This is a genomic window from Lutibacter sp. TH_r2 (assembly GCF_033101135.1).
In the GTDB taxonomy this organism is placed as follows: Bacteria; Bacteroidota; Bacteroidia; order Flavobacteriales; family Flavobacteriaceae; genus Lutibacter.
This window is the reverse complement of record NZ_JAWMPV010000001.1, coordinates 742,059-760,866: the sequence shown is the minus strand read 5'-3', so window position 1 is coordinate 760,866 and position 18,808 is coordinate 742,059. Positions and strand designations below refer to the sequence as shown.

At 29.9% G+C, this 18,808-nt stretch carries 16 protein-coding genes; 7 read left to right on the top strand and 9 right to left on the bottom strand.

What is annotated here, in order from left to right:
• Window positions 1-38: 38 nt before the first annotated feature.
• The gene (locus R3X25_RS03090) at window positions 39-314 is read left to right on the top strand and encodes a DUF3817 domain-containing protein (RefSeq protein ID WP_317671742.1); all 276 of its coding nucleotides are present in this window, start codon (window positions 39-41) and stop codon (window positions 312-314) included.
• Here R3X25_RS03090 and R3X25_RS03085 read toward each other — a convergent pair.
• Window positions 311-553: a MoaD/ThiS family protein gene (locus R3X25_RS03085; protein WP_317671740.1), complete on the bottom strand. Its 243-nt coding sequence runs from the start codon at window positions 551-553 to the stop codon at window positions 311-313. The two genes, R3X25_RS03090 and R3X25_RS03085, sit on opposite strands and share 4 nt — an antisense overlap.
• Before the next feature lie 248 nt (window positions 554-801).
• On the opposite strand from R3X25_RS03085, the gene nrfD reads away from it, so the two are divergent.
• The 3 genes from nrfD to R3X25_RS03070 all read left to right on the top strand — a co-directional run bounded on the left by nrfD (window position 802) and on the right by R3X25_RS03070 (window position 6,263).
• Window positions 802-2,418, top strand: a complete 1,617-nt coding sequence (nrfD, locus tag R3X25_RS03080; RefSeq protein ID WP_317671738.1) for an NrfD/PsrC family molybdoenzyme membrane anchor subunit — start codon at window positions 802-804, stop codon at window positions 2,416-2,418.
• Between the two features lie 28 nt (window positions 2,419-2,446).
• Complete coding sequence (locus tag R3X25_RS03075) at window positions 2,447-5,359, top strand: molybdopterin-dependent oxidoreductase (protein WP_317671736.1); 2,913 nt, start codon at window positions 2,447-2,449, stop codon at window positions 5,357-5,359.
• A 160-nt stretch (window positions 5,360-5,519) separates the two neighbouring features.
• Complete coding sequence (locus R3X25_RS03070) at window positions 5,520-6,263, top strand: glycosyltransferase (protein WP_317671734.1); 744 nt, start codon at window positions 5,520-5,522, stop codon at window positions 6,261-6,263.
• A 62-nt stretch (window positions 6,264-6,325) separates the two neighbouring features.
• On the opposite strand, the gene R3X25_RS03065 is transcribed toward R3X25_RS03070, so the two are convergent.
• Both R3X25_RS03065 and R3X25_RS03060 read right to left on the bottom strand, forming a co-directional pair.
• A complete protein-coding gene (locus R3X25_RS03065) occupies window positions 6,326-7,225 on the bottom strand; it encodes a hypothetical protein (RefSeq protein ID WP_317671732.1) in 900 nt (299 codons plus the stop codon).
• A gap of 127 nt (window positions 7,226-7,352) precedes the next feature.
• Window positions 7,353-7,688, bottom strand: a complete 336-nt coding sequence (locus tag R3X25_RS03060; protein WP_317671731.1) for an arsenate reductase family protein — start codon at window positions 7,686-7,688, stop codon at window positions 7,353-7,355.
• Window positions 7,689-7,759: 71 nt separating this feature from the next.
• Between R3X25_RS03060 and R3X25_RS03055 the strand changes: the two genes are divergently transcribed.
• Window positions 7,760-8,215 carry a DinB family protein gene (locus R3X25_RS03055; RefSeq protein WP_317671729.1) on the top strand — a complete coding sequence of 152 codons (456 nt, stop codon included), beginning with the start codon at window positions 7,760-7,762 and terminating at the stop codon, window positions 8,213-8,215.
• Here R3X25_RS03055 and R3X25_RS03050 read toward each other — a convergent pair.
• From R3X25_RS03050 to R3X25_RS03040, 3 genes are all read right to left on the bottom strand, one after another.
• Window positions 8,207-8,947, bottom strand: a complete 741-nt coding sequence (locus R3X25_RS03050; protein WP_317671727.1) for a THC0290_0291 family protein — start codon at window positions 8,945-8,947, stop codon at window positions 8,207-8,209. The genes R3X25_RS03055 and R3X25_RS03050 overlap by 9 nt on opposite strands.
• Window positions 8,948-9,074: 127 nt before the next feature.
• Window positions 9,075-10,676: an Ig-like domain-containing protein gene (locus R3X25_RS03045; RefSeq protein WP_317671725.1), complete on the bottom strand. Its 1,602-nt coding sequence runs from the start codon at window positions 10,674-10,676 to the stop codon at window positions 9,075-9,077.
• 70 nt (window positions 10,677-10,746) lie between these two features.
• On the bottom strand, window positions 10,747-11,433 hold the full coding sequence (locus tag R3X25_RS03040) for a ComF family protein (protein ID WP_317671723.1): 687 nt from the start codon (window positions 11,431-11,433) through the stop codon (window positions 10,747-10,749).
• A gap of 198 nt (window positions 11,434-11,631) precedes the next feature.
• Here R3X25_RS03040 and R3X25_RS03035 point away from each other — a divergent pair, with 198 nt between their 5' ends.
• Complete coding sequence (locus R3X25_RS03035; RefSeq protein ID WP_317671721.1) at window positions 11,632-12,516, top strand: hypothetical protein; 885 nt, start codon at window positions 11,632-11,634, stop codon at window positions 12,514-12,516.
• A gap of 113 nt (window positions 12,517-12,629) precedes the next feature.
• Window positions 12,630-14,171 (top strand): glycine--tRNA ligase, encoded by a 1,542-nt coding sequence (locus R3X25_RS03030; RefSeq protein WP_317671719.1) that lies wholly within the window; start codon window positions 12,630-12,632, stop codon window positions 14,169-14,171.
• 68 nt (window positions 14,172-14,239) lie between these two features.
• Here the strand turns inward: R3X25_RS03030 and R3X25_RS03025 are convergent, their stop codons facing one another.
• The 3 genes from R3X25_RS03025 to R3X25_RS03015 all read right to left on the bottom strand — a co-directional run bounded on the left by R3X25_RS03025 (window position 14,240) and on the right by R3X25_RS03015 (window position 18,702).
• The gene (locus R3X25_RS03025) at window positions 14,240-14,755 is read right to left on the bottom strand and encodes a DUF3575 domain-containing protein (protein WP_317671717.1); all 516 of its coding nucleotides are present in this window, start codon (window positions 14,753-14,755) and stop codon (window positions 14,240-14,242) included.
• A gap of 60 nt (window positions 14,756-14,815) precedes the next feature.
• Complete coding sequence (locus R3X25_RS03020) at window positions 14,816-18,103, bottom strand: hypothetical protein (protein WP_317671715.1); 3,288 nt, start codon at window positions 18,101-18,103, stop codon at window positions 14,816-14,818.
• A 125-nt stretch (window positions 18,104-18,228) separates the two neighbouring features.
• A complete protein-coding gene (locus tag R3X25_RS03015; protein ID WP_317673386.1) occupies window positions 18,229-18,702 on the bottom strand; it encodes a methylated-DNA--[protein]-cysteine S-methyltransferase in 474 nt (157 codons plus the stop codon).
• Between the last annotated feature and the right edge of the window lie 106 nt (window positions 18,703-18,808).

The window sequence follows — 18,808 nt, the reverse complement described above, 5'->3', positions numbered from 1 at the left end:
ATGTACATTTGCCAATTCTTAATTTATATTAAAATTTGATGATTAAACTATTTAGAATTGTAAGTGTGTTAGAAGGTGTTTCTTATTTATTATTGTTGTTTATAGCAACTCCTATAAAATATTTATTAGATAATGAATTGTATGTGAAAATGCTAGGAATGCCACACGGACTTTTATTTATAACTTATGTTATTTTGGCAATTATGTTGAAATACGAATATAAATGGGAATCTAAAAAATTCTTTATTATTTTAGTTGCATCCATTATTCCTTTTGGAACTTTTTATATAGATAAAAAATACTTTAGAAATTAACCGCCACTAACAGGTGGAATAATTGCAACAACATCATTTGTTTGAAGAATTTGATTTTCTTTAGCATATTCTTCGTTTACAGCAAAAGCATACTCATCTAGGTTAGTAAGCTTTGTATATTTATTCAATAAAACTAATTTTAACTGTTTAATTGTTAGCCTATCTGCTATTTCTAAATTTACAGATGTTTCTCTTGTCAAATCGGTTGTAATTCCAAAAAATAAAACCTTAATTTTCATTAAATAATTAGTTAATATTTCAGTAAAAATAAACTAATTATTTTAGATGGAATAAACTTATTTATAGCTGTTCTAAATAATACTTAATGTAATCTCTATCACAAAACTAACACCGCCTTCTTTTAAATTTGTTGTAATTCAATTAATTAAATGCGTTAATCAAAATATCCTTATTTCAATTAATTAATATAAATAATTGACTTAATGGTTGTTACAAATAGTATTTAACTAATAATAAACTTAAACACATGAAATATGGCTTTATAATAGATAACCGAAAATGTATCGGTTGTCACGCTTGTACAACAGCATGTAAGTCTGAACACGATGTTGCTGTTGGGGTAAACAGAACCTACGTTAAGCAAGTAGAAAAAGGTGAATTTCCTAATACTAGACGAATTTTTTCAGTAATGAGGTGTAATCATTGTACAGATGCTCCTTGTGTTGAAATTTGTCCTGTAGAAGCCTTGTATACACGTGAAGACGGTATTGTAGATTTCGATAACAATCGTTGTATTGGTTGTAAATCATGTATGCAAGCTTGTCCATACGATGCTTTATATATCGACCCAAATACAAGCACTGCAGCTAAATGTAATTATTGTGCTCATAGAGTAGAAGTAGGTAGAGAGCCTGCTTGCGTTACGGTTTGTCCAGAGCATGCAATTATTGCTGGGGATATGCACAATCCAGAAACTGAAATTTCACAATTATTAGCAAGGCAAGCAGTAAAAGTTCGAAAGCCAGAAAAAGGAACAAATCCAAATCTATTTTATATAGATGCTGACGAAGCTTCATTAAATCCAGAAGCAACAGCTAAATCTGGCCCTGGATTATGGAATTCTCAAGCTCGAGGAGTTGGACATTTTGCAAAAGCAGCTGAAAAAATGATGCATACAAATGATGATGTAGATTTATTGCAAATGAGTATTGATAATGAAATACAAGCAGCTTACCAACGTAAAGAAACCGAAAACCCAAATTATATAGATGTGTTAAGTGGTAAAGCAAGACGAGTTTACGATACACCTGATAAAGGAATTTTATGGGGTTGGGAAGTTTCAGCCTATGTATTTACTAAAGCAATTGCTGCTGGAGCGTTTTTAATTCCATTTTTAGCAATGGTTTTAGGTTACGAAGTTTCTAATACTGCAAAACTTTGGTCAGCAGGAATCTCTTTGGTAGGTTTAGCATTAACAGGGTTATTCCTAGTAATGGATTTAGATCGTCCAGACAGATTTTTAAATGTTTTATTACGTCCACAATGGAATTCATGGTTGGTAAAAGGTGGATATACTATTACAGTTTTTGGATTGTTAGTAACAGTTTGGGGAGCCAATACATGGTTTAATATTGGTATTCCTGAAATGCCTTTACTTTGGATAACCGCAATTTTTGCAGTTTTATTAGCCATTTATACAGCATTCTTATTTGCACAAGCTAAAGGTCGTGATTTTTGGCAAAGCCCAACATTACCTTTACATATGTTAGTACATAGTGTAATGGCAGGAGTATCAGTATTTGTTTTAGCTTCAATTGTATTTGGAACTGAAAACTGGATGAGTATTCTAACAAATACTATGATAATTGCTTTAATTGTAAATTTATTTACAATGGTTACCGAATTAACAATTACACACCCAACAACAGCTGCAAAAACAGTTGTAAATATGATTACTAAAGGAAGATATAAAAATCTATTTTGGTTTATAACAGTGTTATTAGGAAATATAATTCCATTAGCATTGTTAATTTTTGGAAATACAGAACCTTTAACAATTGGAGCTTCAGTATTGGTATTAATAGGAATTATTGCAACAGAGAAAATTTGGGTGGAAGCACCGCAAAGAATTCCGTTAGCGTAATTAATCATCAATTCAAAAAAGATTCGAAATGGGATATAAAAAACCATCATTTATAGAAAATATAGCAGAGAAAATGGGACTAATTCCAAATCTGCACAAAGAAAAATATCAAGATTTTCAAGATGATATGCGTCATTTTACAGATGAAGAAGTTGCTCAAATGTATGAGAACTTTCCACCACCTGAAAAATGGGATAATTGGGTAGAATATGATCCAAAAGTTTGGCCTAAAAAGGACAAGAAAACCTATCAAATTATACCAACAACTTGTTTTAACTGCGAGAGTGCTTGTGGTTTAACAGCTTTTATTGATAAAGAAAGTGGTGAGGTTAAAAAGTTTGAAGGGAATCCACACCACCCTGGAAGTAGAGGGCGTAACTGCGCTAAAGGTCCTGCAACAATTAATCAAATAACAGATCCAGATAGAATTCTTTTTCCTTTAAGAAGAAAAGGAAAACGTGGTGATGGAGAATGGGAACGCGTATCGTGGAATGAAGTTTTAGATACTATTGCCGCAAGAATTAGAAAAGCAATTAAAGAAGATAGACATAATGAAATTGCCTACCATGTAGGAAGACCAGGCCATGAAAAATTTATGAATTGGATTCTTCAAGGTTGGGGAATAGATGGGCATAATTCACACACTAATATTTGTTCTTCAGGAGCAAGGTTTGGATACAATTTATGGTATGGATATAATAGACCTTCACCAGATCATGCCAATGCGAAGTTTATACTTTTAGTATCAGCACATTTAGAATCTGGACACTATTTTAATCCTCATGCACAACGTATTATTGAAGGGAAAATGAAAGGAGCTAAATTGGCGACAATGGATCCTCGTTTATCCAATACAGCATCAATGTCAGATTATTGGTTACCATCATATCCAGGAACCGAAGCTGCTGTTTTATTGGCTATGGCTTTAATAATCTTAGAAGAAGGATTGTACAATAGAGAATACCTTGAAAATTGGACTAACTGGAAACAATATCTAAAAGCTAGGCATAAAGATAAAGAGGTGACTTTCGAGAACTATATTGAGGCTATGATTGAAGAGTATAAAGAATTTACTCCTGAATATGCTGAAGAAGAATCAGGTGTAAAAGCTGAAATGATAATTGAAATAGCCCATAAAATTGGTGAAGCTGGTGAGCGTTTTGCATCTCATAATTGGCGAGCTGCTGGTGCATCAAATCTTGGAGGTTGGTGTGTGGCTAGAGCGTTACACTTTTTAACTACTTTAACTGGAGCTGTTGGAGCTAAAGGAGGAACATCTCCAAACTCTTGGAATAAATTTAAACCAACACAACCTAATCCACCTGAACCTCAAAAGAAATGGAACGAATTACATTTTCCAAAAGAATATCCATTAGCATTTTTTGAAATGAGTCAATTATTACCACATTTCTTAAAAGAAGGTAGAGGTAAAATGGATGTATATTTCTCAAGAGTATTTAATCCAGTTTGGACGTATCCTGACGGATTTACTTGGATGGAAATGTATCAAGATGAATCAAAATTTGGATTGCACGCTGCGTTAACACCAACATGGAATGAAACCGCTTTTTATGCCGATTTTGTGTTGCCGATGGGATTAGCATCTGAACGTCACGATTTAAATAGTTATGCAACTCATGGTGGAACTTGGGTCGCATTCCGTCAACCAGTTTTAAGAGAAGCTGCTAGACGTAATGGAAAACCTGTTGAGTTTACGTATCAAGCAAATCCTGGCGAAGTTTGGGAAGAAGATGAATTTTGGATTGAATTATCATGGAGAATTGATCCTGATGGAAGCATGGGAATAAGAAAAACATTTGAATCTCCATACAGACCAGGAGAAAAAATTACAATAGATGAATACTATCAATATATTTTTGAACGTGTAGATGGATTACCAGAAGCTGCTAAAAAAGATGGTTTTACTGGAGATTTTGCCGAATTGGAATACATGAAAAAATATGGTGCTTTTGAAATTGAAAAAGGAGAATCGTATAAGGTTAATGAAAATGAACTTTCCGAAGAAAAATTAAAAGGTTCTAAAGTAGATCCAGAAACCGATGTAATTTCAAAAGATGGAAAACCAATTGGTGTAATGGTAAATGGAAAAGCCTGTGTAGGTTTTCCAACACCATCACGAAAAAACGAGTTTTATTCTCAAACCATGGTAGATTGGAAATGGCCGGAATATGCGACACCAACCTATATAAAAAGTCATATTCATAATGATAATTTAGATAAATCTAAAGGAGAATATGTATTGGTGCCTACGTTTAGATTGCCAACCTTAATTCATACAAGGTCTGGAAATGCAAAATGGTTGGTAGAAATTTCTAATAGAAATCCAATTTGGATGCACCCTGATGATGCAAAAAAATGGGGATTCAAAACGGGAGATTTGGTGAAAATGAATACAGATATCGGTTATTTTATAGATAAAGTTTGGGTAACTCAAAGTATGAAGCCTGGAGTTGTTGCTTGTTCACACCATATTGGACGTTGGAGAAGGCCACAAGACAAAATAGGGAACCGTTGGGCAACTAATACTGTAAATATTGAAAATGACGGTAAAGGTGGCTGGAAAATGAATACGATGTCTGGTGTAAAACCATTTGAATCTGATGATGCTGATTCAAAACGTATTTTCTGGAAAGATGGAGGTGTGCATCAAAATATAACGCATGCCGTGCATCCAGATCCAATTAGTGGAATGCATTGTTGGCATCAAAGGGTAAGAATTGAAGTTCCTGGAAAAGATGAAAAATATGGAGATATTTATGTAGATACTAATAAATCTCATGAAGTTTATAAGGAATGGTTAGCAATGACTCGTCCGGCTCCTGGTCCAAATGGTGAAAGAAGGCCGCTTTGGTTTGATAGAGCCTTTACACCAGATAAAACTCCTGGTGGATGCTATTATATTCCCAAAGACGATAAATAAATAATTTAAATATTCCTGCGAAAGCGGGAATATTTTTTTAACAGCTTTTTCATTTAAAAAGGGTTTGAAAAAAATAAAAGAGTAATTTAAAAGTAGTAACTTTATGCACGTTTTTAGAGAATCAGTAAATAGAATTCTCTTTAATTTATAATCGATTTTTATGACACAAGATTCAACTCAAAAAAATTATATTTTCTGTATGAAGTGGGGAACTTTATATGGCGCGGAATACGTAAATAGATTGTATTCTATGGTGAAAAATAATTTGACCTACGATTTTAAAATGGTTTGTTTTACGGATGATGAGAAAGGAATAATTGATGAGGTTGATTGCTACCCAATTCCTGAAATAAATTTAGATTCAAATCTTCCAGAACGTATGTGGAAGAAATTAACCACGCTAAAAGAAGATTTATACGGTTTAGAAGGTAGAGCTTTGTTTTTAGATTTAGATATTGTTATTGTTGATAATATTGATTGCTTTTTTGATATTGAAGGTGAATTTAGAATTATAAAAGATCATAGTTGGAGAAGTTGGAGAATTACAGGAAACTCTTCAGTTTATAGATTTGATATTGGTAAACATGGTTATGTTTTTGATGATTTTATTGCAAATTCTGATAAAGCACTTAAAGAGCATAGAAATGAGCAAGAATACCTAACACACGCTATAAACGATAAAGGAAAATTACAGTATTGGCCAAAAGAATGGTGTCCAAGTTTTAAATACGACTGCTCATCAAGGTTTCCTTTAGCTTTTTGGAAAACTCCAAAAATTACAGAAGGTTCTAAAATTATTATTTTTCATGGAGAAATTAATCCTCATAAAGCAATAAAAGGTGGTTGGGGAAAATGGTATAGATATGTGCCTGCAGCACCTTGGGTAGAAAAATATTGGAAATAACATAGATTAAAAAAAGCCACTCAATTGAGTGGCTTTTTTATGATGTTTTTAGAAAACTATAATTAGTTCTTTTCTTTTTTACTAAAAGTATATGTAATACCAAAGTTAATTCCAAATGAAGAATAAGGAACTGTTTCAGATAATTTTTTAGCAGGATATGGGTCATCTCCATTAGCAGCTAAAGTAGCACTATCTAAATCGTCAACATATTCTGTTTCTTTTACATATCCGGCAGGAAGGTTGTCTAAAGTATATAGTCCTTCAACAGCAACGGTTCCATCAGCTAAAACTACGTCAGTATTAAATGCAACAAATTCAGAATCTTTTCTTGTTACACTAACTCCCATATATTCTAATTCAGTAAAAAACGACATATTATTACCTATATCCCATTTATACCCTAAAGCAGCTACTACACCTAAAGGTAATCTTCCATGAAAGTCAACTGTATAGTTTGTATGAGTAAATGCTCCAGCAGGTAAACCAAATGCTGTAGAAATAGTTGTTCCTGATGCTTCATCAGCAATGTAGTTTTTATCATCAACAATAGCTTCAGTTTTTCCTCCAACTTTAAGTAAAGCACCTATTCTACCATAAAAATGATCGTTGAATCTGTATGTTAATTGTGGTAATACTCCAAAAGCTCTACCTCTTGCAATTGCATCAGTCATTCTATAATTAGGAATATTTACGTCACTTTTTATTTGGTCATCTCCATGTAGGTAACCAATTCCTAATTCAACACCAAAGGTTTCATCAATTTGGTACCCAAAGCGTAGTTGACCGTTTAAACCTTCACCAAAACTTCCATAGGTAACTTCGGTTTCAGATGTTGTTATTTTCTCACCCATTTTAACTCCAGCACTTGGGATAGCGTATCCACCACTAGCTGAAACGTAAAACTGTGAAAATGCGAAATTTACTGTAAAAACAGTAACTAATAATAATGTAAATTTTTTCATAAATAGTTAAATTAAGTGTTTATCAAATATATATTTTCAAATAAAAAATTGAAATAGTTTTTGTTACAAATACTTATTTTTACGAATTTATTTTAAATTATTACCAAAACGTTAAATATTTTGTGAATTATATAGGTGAATCAACTCTTTTCTTAACATTTCCTACACATACCATACCGTTAGAAATAATTACAGGACGTTTTAAGAACGTATATTCATCTAAAATAAGCTGACGATAGTCTTTTTCTTCTAATTTTTGGTTTTTTAAGTCCATTTGTTTGTATTTTTTGGCTCTTCTGCTAAATAGAACTTCGTAACTATTTGTTAGCGTGTGAATTTCTTCTAATTGCTTTACTGTTATAGGTTCAGTTTTTATTTCTTGTAAAACATAATTGGTAGTATCCATTTCTTTTAGAATTCTTCTACAGGTGTCACAAGTTTTTAGGTAGTAAATTTTATTCATTGATTTTATATTTTAGGTAAAAATACAGAGTTTTTATACTAAATTTGATCTCTAATTAAAAAAAATAGAGAATGACTTCTAAATTTGATGTATTAAAAAAATCTAGAATTTTAACGTTAAAAGTTATTGAAGGTTTAACGGTAAAACAATTAAATATAATTCCTAAAGGGTTTAATAATAATATTGCATGGAATATTGGACATTTAGTAGTTACGCAACAATTACTATGTTATAAGCTTTCTGGTTTAGAATGTAATGTTTCTGATGAAATGATTGCTAATTTTGGGAAAGGTTCAGCTCCAAGTTATACTGTTTCAGAAGAAGAGTTTAATACATTTAAAAAATTACTAGTTGAATTACCTATTTTATTAGAAGAAGATTATACAAAAGGTATTTTTAAAAATTATGCTGATTATACAACAAGTGTAAATATAACTTTAACCAATATTGAAGAGGCAATTAGTTTTAATAATTACCATGAAGGAATTCATTTAGGAATAATTCTTCAGCTTAAAAAATTAGTTTAGGTAGTAAACAAATCCCATGTGAACCCACACTAACCAATCGTTATATTTGTTTGAAGGATCTTGTTTTGCATGTAAACCATCTACAGTATTTGAGAAAAAGTATTGCCAACGAGATTCTATAACAAAGTCGGTATATTCACCCATTTTTCTTCTAGTTCCAATTCCCATTGTTGCAGATGCAGTAAAGTTAGAGTTTACATTTATAGCTCCTGGAACTCTCCATTTTTTGTAAATTACAGAAATATCATCTTCCCAATCACCTAAATCAGACATTAGTTCAGGTTTGTAATAATCTACCATTAAACCGGCGCTAATGTAAGGAGACCACTTTAAATCTTTATATCTTCTAGAACCAAAATCTACAATGTCAACTATATGGAATTCTAATTGAGCACCAAAATTTACAATGCTAGTTTTTCCATGCATGGCTCTTAATTTATCGGCTTCATCAGAAGTTTGACTTTCATCAACATATTGTCCAAAGTGATCTAAATTAGCTTTCATATACGAAAGTTCACCTCTTAATCTAAAGTGTTCTGAAAAATAATTAGTTCTTTGATCCCAACGGTAGCGATAATCTGTAAAGTTTAAGTAATATATAACACCAATACCAGCACCAATATTTCCACCAATATTACTATTAAAATCGTTACGTTCACCATAATCTGTAGTAAAGGAAGCTGCACCTCCAATTAGACCAATTTCGTGACTGTTGTAATCTTGTGCGTTCAAAAAAATTGAACTAAAGCAGATTAGTATAGGGGTTATAATTTTTACAATTTTGCTCAAAATGAGGTTTTTAGATTTCCAAATTTAAAAAATTCTATTTAAATGTATAACGAATTATTTAAAAATTGAGTTAATTTAATATAAAAGATTCACTTAATTCCCAGTTTGCTCTTATAATTAATTCTTTTTTAAAGTATATAATTTTTTCGGGTTGTTGTTTTTCTAAAAAGTTTCCTGTGTCCCATTTGCCATTTTTATTTTCATCTAGTGTAACTCTAATAAAGTAAGTTTTAGGGTCGAGTAATAAAAACGTAATCTCTTTTGGTTCATTTAATTTTTGAATTCGAATCAATTTTTCGTTTTTATCCAGCAACTCTACAATTATTGCATTTTTATAAGTTCCAGTAAAATTTAAAAATAGTTTTCCAAAGTCTTCCGGTTTTTTAGTTTTAAATGAAAAATTTAAAGAATCGCTAACCATTGAAAACATATCTGTTACAGCTTCAGGTAATAATTCTAATTTATATTGCGTATCGTTTTCTTTCTCAAAGTTGAAAAATAATTTTTGTTTGTTTTCTGATAGAAAAGCTTCATAATTAACTATTGAAGAATCTTTGGGTTTAGAAAGTGTAATGTAAGCTTTATTAAAACTAGCAATTGGAGTGTTACTTTTTAAGTGAAATGTGTCTAGTAAATGTAAATTACTTCCAGAATTATCAATTTTTAACGAGTCAACTTTTTTAGTTCTAGGTCTAGCTTTTAATGCTTCAAAATAGTTATTTTTAGAAACTTCAAAATTTAAGGAATCTACTTCAAAAGGTGTGTACCAATAATGAATTGTATCTAGTTCTTTGTCAAAAATTATTTCCGATTTAAAGTTATCTGGTGTTTCTGTTAATAGTTTTATATCTATAGATGAAGCATCACCTTCATAACCAAATATTAAATGGCCTTTGGTTACTTCTTTTGGTTTTATAACTCTTAAAGTTGGAATTTCTTTAAAAATAGTAAAGCTATAAGTGCTGTCTGTTGGTAAATAAATAGTGTCTTTAACAAATCCAATTTTATCTACTCTTGGATCGAAGATTTTATTGCTGTTGCCATCTTGTAAAGCAATCATTAAATATTTACCTTTTTTTAAGTTTGTTAAATTAAACAAGGTAGAATCTAATGTGTTTGCTAAATATCTTGGTTTTTCTTTATAAATAATAGAATCGGTATAGTTTTCATTGTATTCATAAAGCATTACATCCATTTCAACTGGATTTTTTTTCATTTTTGGATCTGTAACATCTCCAGAAATGGTTAAGGAATCTATATAAGATCCTGTTGAAAAAACATATTTAAAGTTACCTAATTCATTTCCTTCATTATTATCAACTATACTATTTCCAAAATTAAATGAGTAGGTTGTATTGCTTAAAAGTGTATCAAGTATTTTAATAGAAATGGTTTTACTTGCAGTTGATGTTGGAATTATTTCAGGAGTGTATTTTAAAGGAGGAGAAATAACTAGGTTTTTATTAACATCTTTAAGTTTTACATATTCATTAAACTCAATTTTAATTTTTTGAGCTTTAAAATTTATACTTTCAATTTTAGGAATGGCTTTTACTAATACCGGAGGAATAGAATCTTTAGGTCCTCCAGTTGGATTTCCTCTTTTAGCACAATTCATAAATAAACTTGAGATAACAAGTAGTACTATAATTTTAAAAAAAATATGCTTCATGCCTTTAATTTGATTGCAAATTAACAACTTATTTATGTAATAACGAAGAATCAAAAAATGTAGTATTAAATTATTTAGTGTACGCCATACAAGCAATGCTAATTTTTATGTTTTTAGACTTTTTTAACTCAAAATAACAAGCTTCCAGTGTTGCTCCAGTAGTAATAATATCATCAATTAATAAAATATGTTTGTTATCCAAAGCTGGTGGATTTGAGTTTTTAAAAATTTCTTGCACGTTTTTCCATCTATCAACTCTAATTTTTTTAGTTTGTGTTCTAGTAAAAGAAGTTCTAACTAGCACATTTTCAGCATATGGAATATTTAGTTTGTTAGATAAAGCCTTACCAAATGTTGTAACCTGATTGTAGCCTCTAGTTTTTAATTTGTTTTTATGAAGAGGAACAGGAATAATTATATCTACGTTTTTAAATCGATTACTTTGTAAAAGATCATCACCTAACCAATTTCCAATAAAAGTTCCAACTTGTTGTTGACCTTTGTATTTTAATTGATGTATTAAAACTTGAACTTTCCCTTTTTTTAAAAAGTAAAATAAAGCAGTAGCAGATTGAATGGGAATTCTTCCATAAAACGCTTTTTCAACCAAATTATCTTTTTCTGAAGTAAAATTAGTTATTGGAAAATCAAATCTACACGTTAAACAAACAGTTTGCTCATTATCAGTAAGCTGTTTTTCACAGCACAAACAAATGTCAGGATAAAATAGGTTGAAAATATTTCTCAATAGTTTCATAGCTTTTTTTGTTAAAAATAAACTTAATATATTAAAATTCAACACAAAGCTTGATAAGTATAAAATAATATTGTAAATTTAGTAGTCTTAAAAATTACGCCCCTAGTAGTTTTGTGTTAGCCTCAAAAATTTATAGTTGTTTTTATAATTTAATGTATTAATGTACGTTATTTTAGAAACCCAAAAACTTAAACAGAAATGGAAGAAAAGAAAAAATCAGGTAGCAAAGCAATAGTAATAGTTCTGGCTTTATTACTAGTTGCAGCAATTGCTTATTTGTTTTATATGAATGGTAAGCACGAAAAATTAACAGATCAAATAGCTGAAGAAAAAGTAGAAATTGAAGAAAATTTAGATAGTATGATTGTGAAATACGAAGATGCTATCGCTCAAAAAACTTCAATGTCTAATGAATTATCTATAGAAAGAGATAGAATTATTGCCTTAAGAGACTCTATTAAAGGATTAAAATCTACTAATTACAGTTTAATTAGAAGATACCGTAGAGAAATTGCGAAACTTGAAGAAAAAAATAGAGAGTTATTTTTATTAACCGAAACGCTTACCAAAGCAAATGATTCTTTAGCAGTAAATTTAGATAGTGCTCAAGTTAAAATTTCAGAACATATTGCAAAATTTGACACATTATCATTACAAAATCAAGAATTAATTCAAAAAGTAGCAATTGGTTCCGTACTAAAGGTAAATAAAGCAAAAGTAATTGCTATGCGTGAGCGTACTAGTGGAAAATTAGTTGAAACTTCAAGAGCTAGAAATACGGATGCTTTTAGAATTAACTTTACTGTTGATAAAAACGAAATATCAGAACAAGGAGAACGCAATGTTTATATTCAAATTGTAAATAGTAAAGGTCAAACCATAGCACCAAAAGGTGAACTAGTTTTAACTGAAGAATTAACTGTTAATTATAGCGACTCAACAACTATTAATTATTTAAATGAAGAGATTGATATTATATCTTTAGTAGAAGTTAATAGAGATAATATAGAAAAAGGAATGTACATAGTTAATGTGTATATAGAGAATAAATTTGTGGGAGTAACCAAAATAACATTAAAGTAAATTAATGAAACTCCAGTTTTAAACTTAATTTAATGTTTGAAAAAGGTGGGAATAGTTTAGGCTATTTCCACTTTTTTATTTTTTAGTAATAAAAGCTTTACTATTTTTGCACAATGGCAAATCAAGAAGATAAATTTAAAAAGGTAGTTTCGCATGCAAAAGAATACGGTTACGTATTTCAATCTAGTGAAATTTACGATGGATTGAGCGCAGTCTATGACTATGCTCAAAACGGTGTTGAATTAAAGAAAAATATAAGAGATTACTGGTGGAAAGCAATGGTGCAAATGCACGATAACATTGTTGGTTTAGATGCTGCAATTTTTATGCACCCAACAACTTGGAAAGCTTCTGGCCATGTTGATGCCTTTAACGATCCTTTAATAGATAATAAAGATTCTAAAAAAAGATATAGAGCAGATGTTTTAATTGAAGACTATGTTGGAAAATTAGATGCAAAAATTGAAAAAGAAGTTGCTAAAGCTGCAAAACGCTTCGGAGACTCTTTTGATAAAGAACAATTTTTAGCTACAAATCCGCGTGTTGTTGGATATAAAGAAAAAGGAGATGCTATTTTACAACGTATGGGAAAATCTTTAGAAAATGAAGATTTAGCCGATGTAAAAGCCTTAATTGAAGAACTAGGAATAGGTTGTCCGTTGTCAGGTTCTAAAAATTGGACAGATGTGAAGCAGTTTAACTTAATGTTTGGAACAAAATTAGGCGCTTCAGCAGATACAGCCATGGATTTATATTTGCGTCCAGAAACTGCTCAAGGTATTTTTGTTAACTTTTTAAATGTTCAAAAAACGGGTAGAATGAAAATTCCTTTTGGAATTGCTCAAACTGGTAAAGCGTTTAGAAACGAGATAGTTGCACGTCAGTTTATTTTCCGTATGCGTGAATTTGAACAAATGGAAATGCAATTTTTTGTACGTCCTGGAACTCAAAAAGAATGGTACGAGCAATGGAAAGAAAATCGTTTAAAATGGCACTTGTCATTAGGAATGGGTGAGGATAATTACCGTTTTCACGATCACGAAAAATTAGCACATTACGCAGATGCTGCAGCAGATATTGAATTTAGATTTCCTTTTGGATTTAAAGAATTGGAAGGAATTCATTCTAGAACAGATTTTGATTTATCAAGTCACGAAAAACATTCAGGAAAAAAACTACAATATTTCGATCCTGAAATTAATGAACGTTATGTGCCTTATGTTGTAGAAACTTCTATTGGTTTAGATAGAATGTTTTTAGCGGTTTTCTCAAACTCTTTACAAGAAGAAGAATTAGAAAATGGAACCACAAGAACTGTTTTAAAATTACCAGCGGTGTTAGCACCAACAAAAGCAGCTATTTTACCTTTGGTTAAAAAAGATGGTTTACCAGAAATTGCTAAAAAAATTGTTGAAGATTTAAAATGGGATTTCAATGTTGCTTATGATGAAAAAGATGCAGTTGGTAGACGTTATAGAAGACAAGATGCGGCCGGAACACCATTTTGTATAACGGTAGATCACGACACTTTGAATGATGATGCTGTAACAATTAGATACAGAGATACTATGGAACAACAACGTGTTAAAATTTCTGATTTAAAAGCATTAATTAAAGAAGAAGTTGACGTTAAAAACTGGTTAATGAAAATGTAATCGGTTTTAAATTATAACATAAAAAAGCCTCGCAATTTGCGAGGCTTTTTTTATGTATGTTGTAAGTATTAAAATCTGTATCCAATAGAAACACCTCCACGTCCAACAATTTCAAGGTCGCTTTGGTCAAACATATCTCTTCCAATTCCGGCATAAATTTCAGCCACAAAACCACGATTGCTCACCCATTTTGTACCTACAGAAATACCAACAGCTAAATCTGTATATTTTTCATCAGTTGATATACTATTAGAAATTTCTTCTTCTCCAGAATGGATCATAGTAAAAGCTTCTACAAAAAAACCAGCGGCATATTTGTTAGAGAAAAAATGACGGTAATATGGTGTTAATGAAAATGTTCTGTATTCATCTAAACCTTCAGAATCTTTATCTAAACTAAAAAGTAAACTTGCACCAATTGAAGATTCTTCGTTTAAAATGTGTTCGTACCCTACATCAAACCATTTAAAACCTATTAAATTAGACATGTTTAATTTTAACTCGTTGGTAGCCATTTGGTTATCTTGAGCAAACATGGTAAAACATGTAATAAATAAAAGTAATGTAATTGTAATTTTTTTCATAATAGTAATTTAAAATTTCAGCAAATATATTATCAATAATTAAACCAAAGTATTTTTCTGCTAAAATATTGCTTTTAATTGAATACTTCCGGTATGTATTGCGTTTGAAGTTTCACTTTTTCGTCCTAAATAATTGAAACTTAAATTTAATATTGAGCCTATTTTACGGTTAAATAATAGGCTCCATGTGTAGTTTTTTCCAGGTTGTAAACCTTCTAACATTTGATAGGCTACTGAAGAATTTGAATTGCCTTTAAAAGTATTATTAAATAAATTTATTTCAGTTTTAATTAAGTTGTTTTCTTTAGTACTAAAATTTAATTCAGCTCCAATATTTTGTTGTTTTAAAGTTTCTAAATCACCAATTGTATTTTCTTTGTTTTTAAATTCATAAAAAATAGAGAAATAAGCATCATCGTTATAATAATAAGAGAGTTTTGGATTGATTAGCGTGTTGTTGAGTTCGTAATTTCTAGAGTTATAATTTTGAGAATTTGTTTCGTTTTTAGAAGAGCTTCCTTCTAAATTAAATTGCCAGAATTTTCCAATTTTATGTTCAAATTTAAGTTGATGCATTTGAAGGGTGTTACTTAAATTATCGATAGTTGTAGTGCTTTTAACTTTTGATTTTATAAAACTATAAGTTGTAGAATATTTCTTTTTTGCACGGTTAAAGTATAGACTATTATTAAGGTTAAAATTAAGTCCAAGAATATTATTGTTACTAATATCAAAAGGATTTAAATTGAATTTTTTTAACTGCTTTTCACGTTTGCTATCTATTAAAATAAAAGTTTGATTGGTAAAATGCGAAAGAGCTTTTTTAATTCCTTTTTTATTACTCCATTGTTGTGCATTTAGGGTAAGCGATTGTGTAAATTTGTTTTGATGTGTAGGTAAATATTGAATGGTTGTTAGTATAACACGTAAATATTCAGCTTCATCACTAAATTGAGCAATTTCAAATTCATCGAGATCTTTTATGCCATCTCCATTATAATCGTTCCAAGTATAGTAACCTTGTCCGGCTTCGGTTTTTATATATCTAAAATCTTGTTGTGCTAAACTTCCAGATATTGTTTGATAAATGGTGCTAAAACTAATAAATTGATTAAATAGTTGTTGGCTATACGTTAGTCTAGAATTTAACGATTCTTCGTTTTCAAAATTAGTATTATTAACAGTTCGGTAATTAATATACGCTTGTAATTTTGAAGTTTTTGAATTAATTAAATTTGAGTTAATATAAAATGTTTTTGCATTATTTACACGTTGAAATTTATTGTTTTGAATACTGTCAGTATTTCTAAAATTTGCACCAAATTGCGTGTATACATTTGTAGAATCTCCCACGCCAAAAAAGGCTTCGTATTCATTAAATTTATGGTTAATGGCAAATTTATTTTGAGTATTTAATGTTGTTCTATCGTTTTTTTCGGCAGCCCATTTTGTTCCTAACCAACTTTTTTTAAAATTGTATTTTGTTAGAAGTCTTACTTTACTAAAGGTTCCATTTTCACTAGAGTTTTCATTTTTTAGAATACTGGAACTAAAATTTGTTGTTAAATTTTTAGTACCTACAAAACTTGTGAAGCTATGTTTGTTTCCACTATAATTGTTATTTAAGTTTAATTTTTGAAAGTCATATTTAAATAAATGATTTGGTTTGGATAAAGTTAAACCTGCTTTTAGTAAGGCTTGATTGCCAGTAATTTCGTCGATATTCCAATCTCTATTAAATTCTACTGATTGAAAACGTTCAATGCTTTCAAAATTTTCATTTATAAAATCGTAATTAATATCGGTTTTTAGTTTCCATTTTTTATCAAATAAAACTTGTTGTAATCCAAATTTTGTTGCAAAACCATTGTTTTCTTCATCATCTATTGTTGAAAATAAATTTTCGTCATTTGTGCTAAAAGCTGTTTCGGCATATAAATTTGTTTTTTCAGAAGGATTAAATTCAGTTTTAATAACTGCTAACTGTAATTTTGTTGGTGGTGTTAGTTGAATTACAGGATTGTAATTTCCTAAATCTAATCCAACATATTCGTAAATATTTCCTATTGCAATTACATCGCTTAATACATAATCTCCTTGGTTTTCTCCAATGTAACTGAATGAAACGGTATATAATTCATCGGTTTCAATAGTTGAGTATTCAAAAATTTCTTCGGATCCAATTACTGTTTTTGTATACAAAATTTTATCTTCAGAATATGGAGTTAAATAAGCTGAAGGTGTTTCCATAGCATCTGAATTATTTCCGGCATTGGCTAAAATTTCTTTTTGTTCGTCGCTTAAATCTAGCTCTAAAGGATTGTTTTTTAAATCATTTTCATTGTAAAAATATCCTGTTACGTTTAGTTTTTTACTTTTGTATGAAATATTATTATAGGTAACAAAACGGGTGTAGTTTTCATTAGAATATTGATATTCTGCAGTAATTCTCATATCTGCAGTAATTGGAAAAGTAGTATTAAACGTTAACTCTGCATTATTGTAGTCTATAGTGTAATCGTTTTCTTCACCACGTTTTAGAAGGTTTCCGTTTATATAAATTTCTTCAGTACCAGATAGAATTAAAATATATTCATTATTAAAATTAGATAATTGATATGGGCCTTGGTTTCCTTCAACTCCAGTGAGTTCAATTTTATTATATTTTCCTTTAACAACTGCACCTGATGTTTGAATATCTATAGATGATTTTTTATTTTTTATAGTTGCATTTACGCCTAAACCTGAAACTTTTTTATTAAAATTCAGAAAGTTAGTTTCACTATTATTTAAATAAATATCACCTGCATTTATACTCCAATTTTTACTGCTTAATTCTATAAATACGCGGTCAAATTCGTTTAATTCATAAGTGTTTCCATTTTCTTGAATAGGTAAATTTGTATCTACAATAGATGCTTTTAGAGTCACGGTTTCAGAAAGTTTACCTTCAATTTGTAAATCTAATGATGAGTTTGAAACTCCATTTTGATTGTTTCCAATAGTAAAACCACGTGTAATGTTTCCAACTGCATTTAAACCTTCAAAAGGTTGAAAAGGTTTGTTGTTTTTAGGTGTCTTTAAACTATATAGTCTAGAGGTGTTTGAGGTATTTGGAACAATTAGTTTTTTGTTAAATTTATAATACGTTTTAGTTAAAAAATCTGGATAAGAGGTATATTGAATTTGTATACTTGTAGGATAATTTTTGGTTTTAAAAACTAATAACGATTTACTGAAATTAATTTTATAGGTTGAAGTATCAATAACACTATTTACAGAATCTAAAACCTTAAAGTTAAACGGACTTATACTTACAGAGTCTATTAGAACGGAGTCGTTTTTCACCAAAAATTCTTTTAAATGCAACCTTTTCGATTGACTTTGTATCGAAAACGTGACTAAAATAAATAAAAAGAGTAGTGGTGAAAATTGTTTCATTCTTAAACTAACGCTTATACGGCAAAAATAGTTTAAAATAATGATTGTTGTTTTATGCCGCTTTCGTGTTCTAAAAGCCACTTTTTTCGCCATAATCCACTAGCGTATCCGGTTAGAGAACCATCACTACCAATAATTCTATGGCAAGGAATAACAATCCAAATAGGATTTTTGCCGTTTGCAGAAGCAACAGCTCTAATAGCTTTTATATCTCCTAACACTTTACTTTGCTCTAAATAAGTTTTAGTTTTTCCATAGGGGACTTTAATTAAAGCTTTCCAAACTTTTTGCTGAAATTCTGTTCCTTTTGGGTTTAATTTTAGATTGAAGTTAGTTCTTTTTCCTTCAAAATATTCATCTAATTGTAAAAAGCAATTTTTTAAACAAATTGGAATTTCTGTTGAGGTGTCAACAGGTTTATCAATAACAGTTATTGAAGAAATTCCATTGTTGTCTCCTTCAACTTTAGCAGTCCCAATAGGTGTTTTGTAATATGCTATTTGAATGTTTTCCAACTTTTTAATGTTCGTTTATAAACTTTAAATATACATTTATTTGTAGAAGCATACTAATGGTTAGATTTTAATGAAGTAAAAGAAAATAGTGTTTTTT